General features: G+C 58.4%; 3 protein-coding genes and 3 pseudogenes. 2 read left to right on the forward strand and 4 right to left on the reverse strand.

What is annotated here, in order from left to right; translation table 11 throughout:
• Positions 1-214: pseudogene (locus tag AC1DZP_RS35435) on the forward strand (hypothetical protein); the annotation flags it as partial.
• Positions 215-241: 27 nt separating this feature from the next.
• Here the strand turns inward: AC1DZP_RS35435 and AC1DZP_RS35440 are convergent.
• Both AC1DZP_RS35440 and AC1DZP_RS35445 read right to left on the reverse strand, forming a co-directional pair.
• Positions 242-390: pseudogene (locus AC1DZP_RS35440) on the reverse strand (DDE-type integrase/transposase/recombinase); the annotation flags it as partial.
• A gap of 68 nt (positions 391-458) precedes the next feature.
• The gene (locus tag AC1DZP_RS35445) at positions 459-2306 is read right to left on the reverse strand and encodes a CocE/NonD family hydrolase (protein ID WP_477308913.1); all 1848 of its coding nucleotides are present in this window, start codon (positions 2304-2306) and stop codon (positions 459-461) included.
• A 225-nt stretch (positions 2307-2531) separates the two neighbouring features.
• Here AC1DZP_RS35445 and AC1DZP_RS35450 point away from each other — a divergent pair, with 225 nt between their 5' ends.
• The gene (locus AC1DZP_RS35450) at positions 2532-4067 is read left to right on the forward strand and encodes an acyl-CoA synthetase (RefSeq protein ID WP_477308915.1); all 1536 of its coding nucleotides are present in this window, start codon (positions 2532-2534) and stop codon (positions 4065-4067) included.
• Positions 4068-4784: 717 nt separating this feature from the next.
• On the opposite strand, the gene AC1DZP_RS35455 is transcribed toward AC1DZP_RS35450, so the two are convergent.
• Entirely contained in the window at positions 4785-5987 is a 1203-nt protein-coding gene (locus AC1DZP_RS35455) for an acetyl-CoA C-acetyltransferase (protein ID WP_477308917.1), read from the reverse strand.
• Between the two features lie 93 nt (positions 5988-6080).
• Positions 6081-6592 (reverse strand): annotated as a pseudogene (locus AC1DZP_RS35460) (3-hydroxyacyl-CoA dehydrogenase); the annotation flags it as partial.

Consider the following 6592-nt stretch of genomic DNA (forward strand, 5'->3'; position numbering starts at 1 on the left):
GGGGTACGAACAGCCGTATCCTCCGACCGTGCCATTAGACCCTTCCAATTTGCGCGCCGCCCACTCAACGAAGGTCCTGCTCGATCCGGTTATACAAGTATTGACTCTTGCGGATCCGAATCTGCTTCAGCCCGCGCCGGCAGCGATCTTGCTGTCGGTTTGCGGTGTCGCAACAAATGATCGCCTCCAGGTTGGTCTGGGCTGTCATCGATGAAGACGCGCTCGGGCCGGCCACGACATTCCAGCGCATTTCTGAAGCACCGCTTGGCCGACGGCAGGTCACGCTGCTTGCTGAACCAGAAGTCGATTGTGTCGCCGGCACTGTCGATGGCGCGGTGGAGATACATCCCACTGGCCACGGGCCTTTATGTAGGTGTCGTCGACATGCCATTTTCTGGTCACGCCACACTGGCCTGGTTTTGCTCCGCCGTTGACAGCCAACGACGCACTTCGTGCCACTAGCAGTGATTCTCAGAGGAGGACCACTCTGCGGCAATGCCAACTTTGCTGGTTGGTGTTGTTCTTGCCCTTGCGGTTTCGAAACAGCGGTAGGGGAGCAGGGGAAGGTGAACCGCTGAAGGAGCCTCCGCTGACCACTCGATGTCGAAAATACCAGCAGCGAGAGAAGCCCGCTGAACATCATTCGGCCGGCATGGGAGATGCACTCCAATACCGTCATCGACGTCGCAATCCTGCGCAGAGGGTTGGGTGGTGAATTGGACGCGCAGGGCGTGCCCGGGCTCGACCGACCAAAGATTTGGATGCAGCGGAATGCTGAACTTTTGCTGATGACCCGGCTTTAAGAACGTATCTTGAGACTGGGTGGTAAAGGGCCGAATGAGTGTACCGCGACTGTCGCGCCACGTGCGGTCGGGATCCAGGGCACTCTGGCTGCCGAGAACGACGCCGAAAGTTATCGGAAGTTCGGCGCCATCCGGGGCGACGTCGATAAGAGTGGCTATGAGTGCGAGATTCGTGGTGTTGGTGCTGGCATAGACCTCGACACTCGACGGGCCGGCTAAAGTCGCGCCATCCGCGAACGGCGCTGTCGTGTACTTGAGAGTTCCACCGGGTTGATTGGGCTGCGTCCAGGCAATCGTTTCGCGTCCGGAATCGGAACCTGCGCTGTCTATCAAGGTCGCGGCTCGAGCGAGGTAGAACGTGTCATATTCTGAGTCCGGCGGGTAAGAAGTAGCGTTGATCCACCGTTTACTTCCTTGCTCGTATAGATGCATAGGTTGCTTCGTGCCGTCGATTCCAGTGGGCTTGCCTTTCAGCCAGGTATCGTACCATCTCAGCATGACCGCAGGGTCCAAGCCTTCAGTGTGGTGCCAAGGGCCTACGATGATCTGGTACTTCCCAGATGCTGAGTTGGAGAAGAAGGGACTATCGGTCGACTCCAAGTGGTTGGCTGCATTTTGCATCGCCGCGTACATTTCCAGAGCGCCGCGCCTGCTGCCGTCGTTCCATCCCGTCCACAAAAGCGTCGGTATGTCGTTCTCGACGATCTTTTTTGCGTACCTAATTGGCTGGCGGCTTTCCCAGAAATCGCTGTAGGCGGCCGGTCCACCGGTACGCAACTCGTGGGCTACTGCAGCGTAGGCATCTCGGACAGACTGCTGGTTTCCGAGAAACTCGGGCATGATATCATAAAGTACAGAATCCCCTGTGGGGATACCACCTACAAGCGACATCTCGCGGACCCTGTCCCATCCCGTACACGCTGRGATGATGGCCTTCAAWGGAGARCCCYTRCCGRCCWTGCCGGCAGTGGCAATCATYGYCATCCCSGGGTACGAACAGCCGTATCCTCCGACCGTGCCATTAGAYCCTTCYAATTYRCGCGCCGCCCACTCAACGATTCCCACACCGTCAGCAGCGTCGCGTGCGGAAACATTTCCAAAATTACCTCCCGATTTTTGGGTGCCGCGAATCGAAATACTGGCAAAGATGTACCCATGTTGGGTGAATAGCTTGCCGTGCTCATATGCATTTGGTTCAATATCGGGGGTGTAAGGAGTAATCGTTACTATCACTGGAAAAGTTCCCGGGGAACGTTTACCCGTTTTCAAATCAGCTGGATAGTAGACAGTCGAATTCAGGACGACGCCGTCATCCATTTTGACGTGAATGTTCTTGGAAACGACTTGTCCATATGTCGCAGGCTCAGGTTCCCAAACCTCTTCAGCCGTGCGCATCTGGGATTTAGGCTCGGACGGCTCCGCGGTGAACCCTACGCTAGGACCCGCGACAACGACCCCAGCAATGAGACCCGCAAGACCACGCCGCAAACTGGAGATTTTCATCTGATGTTCCCTCTCGCTTCCTGATGCATTGGCGGCACTGACAAGGCGCACCGTTAGCGGCAAGCTAAATGGGTAAATCAGCGAAAAGTATCCGGAAATACCGATCTATGAATCAGCTCAGCAGAATGATATTCCGCCAGGCGAAATAAGAACTAAGAATTATTGACTTCCTCGTTGTCGTTTGCGATTTTGCGGAACCGAGGTGTGATATCAGGTGAAAATCTTATGGAGTATCAAACCGGCTTTGTCTGCGGCGAGCGGGCAGTGTCCAAGGTTGCCGTCCAATTGAAGGCCCTGAAGGTAGCGCAGGGACTTCACGAGATGGGCGTCGGCGCCGGGGATTGCGTAGCCTTATTGATGAGGAACGACATTCCGTTCTTCGAGATCAGCTACGGCGTGATGATGCTGGGGGCGTATCCGCTTCCCATCAACTGGCACTTCAGCGTAAGCGAAATCGACTATCTGCTGAAAGACAGTGGCGCCAAGGTCTTATTCAGTCAATCCGACTTAGCCAGAAATATCGAGAGTGTGATTGCCGTGCCGACGGTTCTGGTCCAAGTGGCGCACGAAGCTCGCGGGTTGCACAGGCAGGAAGCGCCCGGCCCGCACTATTCTTCGGAGTCGAATTTTATCGACTATGAGCGCTGGGTCGAGCAGTACGGCCCTTTCAATGGCGAGGTTAAAGCCGCACCGCAGAGCATATTCTACACGTCCGGCACGACCGGTGTTCCGAAAGGGGTCCGCAGAAACGCGCCCAACCCCGCCCAGATCGAGCGTACGCGAGCGTTGAGGTCCAGAGTCTATAACATCAGGGAAGGTGCGAGAGCGCTGGTTGCTGGACCTCTCTATCACGGGGCACCTAATGTTTTCGGACTTGAGAACGGACGCACCGGTGAGGCGGTCGTCATAATGGAGCGCTTCGATGCCGAGGAGTGCTTGCGCCTGATCCAGAACGAGCGCATCGACACGATATTCATGGTTCCTACCATGTTTACACGGCTGTTGAAGCTGCCGGAGGCCACGCGTTCGAAATACGACGTCTCCTCGCTGCGCCATGTCATTCACGCGGCCGCGCCATGCCCACCTGGTGTGAAGCAAGCCATGATTGACTGGTGGGGGCCGGTCATCAACGAATTCTACGGCAGCACCGAGGCGCTTGCCTTGACCTACATCACGAGCGAAGAATCCCTGCGCAAGCGCGGATCGGTCGGCCGGGCATTGCCTGGCGTGCACATTTCGATATTCGATAACGATGGTAATCCGGTCGCCGCGACGGTTCACGGCGAAATCTACTCGCGGCAGGAAAACTTTGTGGATTTTACCTACCACGACGCTCCCGCCGAGCGGGCCGAGATCGAACGGAACTCTTGGATTACCCAGGGGGATGTCGGCTATCTTGATGAGGAGGGTTACCTCTTCATCTGTGACCGCAAGCGGGACATGGTGATCTCGGGCGGCGTGAACATCTACCCGGCGGAGATTGAGAGCCAACTGCATGCGATGGAAAAGATCGGGGATTGCGCAGTGTTCGGGATACCGGACGCGGAGTTCGGCGAGAGTCTCATCGCATTGATCGAACCTGCACCCGGAGCCGTCGTGAAGCCCGACGAAATCCGAGCGTTCTTGAAGTCGCGGCTTGCGTCCTACAAGGTGCCGGGGATCATAGAGATCCGGGATCAGCTGCCGCGCGACGACTCCGGAAAGATCTACAAGCGCCTCCTGCGCGAGCCCTATTGGGCCGGCGCGGCGCGCCAAATTTGAGACGATCTGTTGGGAGGTGACGTATCCAGTTGGCTGAACGACGGGTTCTCCAGGCCCACGCTAATAGAAAAAGCCCGTCTGCCACCCTGCCGATCAACTGGGCTCCAAGCATTATCTCCATACAGATATGAACGTCCGACGCGACGTTCGAGAACCTTTCGATCGGCTCGGGAATACAGCACTCCGGGGTTGATAATGCACGCCCGGCTCCAATTCTCCGCGGTAGCCATTTTCTCACATTGCTGACGTAGCGCTTGAATGCGCCTATGGATGCGAAGAGTTCGCGCGGGGCGAGATAGATTTCGCGCTCTTCTTCGTACTGCTTGAAACCCTTCGGTCCCCACTGGCACAGCGCAACACCGAGGCGCAATTCGAGAGATTTCAGACATTCGCTGAGGCTTGATTGGAAAGCCGCAGTGCCGCTTGAGCGGTAGTGAGGCTTCCTTCCTCCACGATCGTGCAAAAGGACCCGAGCAGGTTGAGGTCAACGTCCCGGATCTAGCCAAGTTAGACATCGCGGTCCGTCATTCATTTCCGTTCGAAAGCCGGCATGGGGGCCAGCGCTAGGCTATGACTGAGATGCACGGACTTCGTATCTGAGAGCGGCAGGGTCGAGATCGCCGAGCATAGCTCATCAACAAACAGTCGTACTCCCGCGCCGCGTTTTCACCGAGTGTGTGGGCATGTCTCGTGATTGTAGTAGCTCGCACTCGCCGTCTATCGCTCGATTATCATCGCCGACCCCATGCCCCCCGCGACGCACAAGGTCACGAGACCGGTTGAAAGGTCGCGTCTTTCCAGTTCGTCCAGGATCGTGCCGAGCAGGATTGATCCGGACGCGCCCAGCGGATGTCCAAGCGCAATGGCGCCTCCGTTGACGTTGACGCGGTCTGGATCGAGATCCATCTCGTCCACGACGTGCAAGACTACGGCGGCAAATGCCTCGTTGACTTCGAAGAGGTCGATATCGGCGACGTTCATGCGCGCGCGTTTCAGCGCTAGGCGGCCGGCGGCCGCAGGACCCGTGAGCATGATAGTCGGTTCCGAACCGACCGTGGCCCAAGACAATATCCGCCCGCGAGGCTTGAGGCTGTTGGCTTCGCCGGCTCTGCTGGAGCCCAGCAGCACCGCTGCGGCTCCGTCGACGATGGCGCTTGAATTGCCAGCCGTGTGGACATGTATCAGGCGTTCGACGTCGGGATACGCAAGCAACGCCCGATCACCGYATCCCTGATCGGAGCTGATCTTCGCGAATGCGGGCTCGAGCCTTCCTAGCGATTCCACAGTCGTTTGCGCACGAATCTGGTCGTCCCGTTCCAGCAGCACCACGTGGTTTACAWCATTGACCGGAACGACAGAACCGGCAAAGCGTCCCGATTTCTGTGCTTCCCCCGCCCTATGCTGGCTCGCGGCCGCATATCTATCGACATCCTCGCGATTGTAACCGCAACGGGTTGCGAGGAGGTCTGCTGCTACCCCTTGGGGTATGTAGCGCGTGCCGAACGTTTCGCGCGGGTCCGATACCCAGGAGCCTTGGTCGCTGCCCATCGGTATGCGCGACATGCTCTCCACGCCGCCGCCGATAGCGAGGTCGAGTTGGCCGCAGGCAATTTGCCCGGCGACCATGCTGACTGCATCCAATCCCGAGGAGCAGAATCGGTTGATCTGGGCGCCGGGCACGGTCGGGTCATAGCCAGCCGCGAGGACTGCAGCGCGCGTGAGGTTACCGCCCTGTTCGCCGATAGGAACGACACATCCTAGAACGACGTCCTCCACCGCGTCGGAGCGCAACCCGCATCGCGTTCTCAGCGCCTCGAGCGGCGCAGCGGCCAGTCTAATCGGACTGACTCGCTGCAACTGTCCATTGCGGACCTTGCCTCTTGGAGTGCGAACGGCATCGTATATGAATACCTCGTGCATTGTGCATTGCCCCATTCTATTCAACGGATGCCTGCGTCCCGGCGCGGCATGACGGATGTCTCCGTCAGAAAGCTTGCCTTCGCCACCGCCTGCTCAAGCCGCGTCGTGAAACGTCCCGCTGCTTTCGGCCATTCTGCGTAGCGCGGCCGGAACGTCGTACCTGGCTCCAAACCGTGCGGCGTAGGCGTCGCATTCGTCTACGAACCGCCCGACCCCGATCGTGTCGATATAAGAAACCACGCCACCGGTATGTTTCGCGAATCCCCAGCCCAGTACCGATCCGATGTCGGCGTCGCGCGCACTGTCGATCACGCCGGCATCGAAGCAACGGGCGGCTTCCAAGGCCTGGATGTGCAGCAGCATCCGGCGAATGTCGGCGGCGTTGACCTCATTACGGTTGCCGGAGGAATAGAGATCGCCGAGGCCCGGCCAAAGCTGCTTCGCACCTCTGGCGGGATACTCGTGGAAACCCGCGCCGCCTTTGCGTCCTTTGCGGTCGAGTACGGTCACCAGATGCTCGAGCACGGCGAATTCGGGTCCGCTTTTCCGGTTGGCGCCGAAGTCCGCGCGCTCCTGCAAGCGAACCCGGTACATCGTGTCGAGAC

The sequence above is a fragment of the Mesorhizobium sp. P2_F8 genome (assembly GCF_056403655.1).